The sequence below is a fragment of the Bradyrhizobium sp. Ai1a-2 genome, assembly GCF_000426245.1.
GTDB lineage: Bacteria > Pseudomonadota > Alphaproteobacteria > Rhizobiales > Xanthobacteraceae > Bradyrhizobium.
Genome location: NZ_AUEZ01000230.1, coordinates 1 through 1,382, shown reverse-complemented (window position 1 = coordinate 1,382; position 1,382 = coordinate 1). Strand labels below are relative to the sequence as shown.

1 protein-coding gene and 1 pseudogene are annotated in these 1,382 nt (G+C 61.8%); both read left to right on the top strand.

All coding sequences use genetic code 11. The features are described 5' to 3' along the window. A pseudogene (locus tag K288_RS51955) lies at positions 1-574 on the top strand (transposase); the annotation flags it as partial. Next, complete coding sequence (locus tag K288_RS0143405; RefSeq protein WP_027584869.1) at positions 571-1,173, top strand: plasmid pRiA4b ORF-3 family protein; 603 nt, start codon at positions 571-573, stop codon at positions 1,171-1,173. The pseudogene K288_RS51955 and the gene K288_RS0143405, both read left to right, overlap by 4 nt. Positions 1,174-1,382: the final 209 nt, after the last annotated feature.

The window sequence follows — 1,382 nt, the reverse complement described above, 5'->3', positions numbered from 1 at the left end:
CGGCGCCAGTTTGTGAAGATCGAGCGCGAGGCTTCGCCGGCGCCAGCTCCGGTTGCCCGCGAGGCCCTCGAGCGCATCGCCCAGCTCTACGCGGTCGAGAAAGCCCTCCGCGGCCGATCTGATGCCGAGCGCCGCGCGGGCCGACAAGCGCATGCCCGGCCTCTGGCTGCAGCCTTGAAGCAGTGGTTTGAGGCCAAGCTTGATCACCTCGCGCAGAAGAGCGACACGGCGAAGGCTTTGCGCTATGCGCTACGTCATTGGGACGGCTTGACGCTCTACCTTGATGACGGGCGCATCGAGATGGACACGAACGCTGTCGAGCGCGCGATGCGCCCGATCAAGCTCAATGCCAAGAATGCTCTGTTCGCTGGGTGCGACGAGGGTGCCGAGAATTGGGCATTGCTGGCTTCGCTCATTGAAACGTGCAAGCTCAATGGCGTCAGCGCCGAGCACTGTGCTCTCCGACGTCCTCGCAAAGCTCGTCAATGGCTGGCCTGCGGCCCGACTGGACGAACTGCTTCCCTGGGCGTCGACCTACGCGATGCATGCGCACGATCCGAGGCAGGCAGCATGAGCCTGAACACGACCGCGGTCCGGATCAGGGTGACCCTCAAGGATATGAAGCCGCAGGTGATGCGTTGCCTTGTCGTACCCGCCACCCTGCGCCTTGATCGGCTGCATCTGACGCTTCAGGCGGCGTTTGGCTGGACGAACAGCCATCTCTTCGAGTTCTTCGCTGGCGATGTCCATTGGGGGATTCCTGATCCCGACAACGATTACGGCCACCAGCCCATGGATGCCAGCAAAGCGCGGCTTTGCGATGTCGTTCGCGAGACCGGCGCCAAGACGATCCATTATCTCTATGACTTCGGCGACAGCTGGGACCATGTGATCAAGCTCGAAAAATGGTTCGAGAACACCACGACGGAGGGACTTCCCCTCTTGCTCGAGGCCACCGGTCGTTGTCCTCCAGAAGACGTCGGCGGTGCGCCAGGCTATGCCGAATACCTCGATGCCATCGGCGACCCCGCTCATCCGGAGCACGAACATATGAGCCTTTGGGGCCCAGAGCGGTTCGATCCCAACGTCGTCGACCGGAAGGCGCTCGAGGCCGCCGTCAACGCTTTGTCCGAAATTTGGAAGCCGCGGCTTCGCGTCAAGCGCTCAAAATAGACATCAAGCGCCAATCAAAAGGGCCGCAGAGCTACGCTTACGCTCGAGCCGCAAGTTCGTGCCTTGCACGCAAGTAACACGGAAGCCCCAGTCTGCGCTCAAGAGCTACTCGTGTGTAAGCGGAGCTCTGCGGCCCTCTTGAATGGCGCTTGACGCCTATTTTGTTCGCGTGGCGCGTCGCCGCGGTTTCCATGTGTCGGACAACGCGT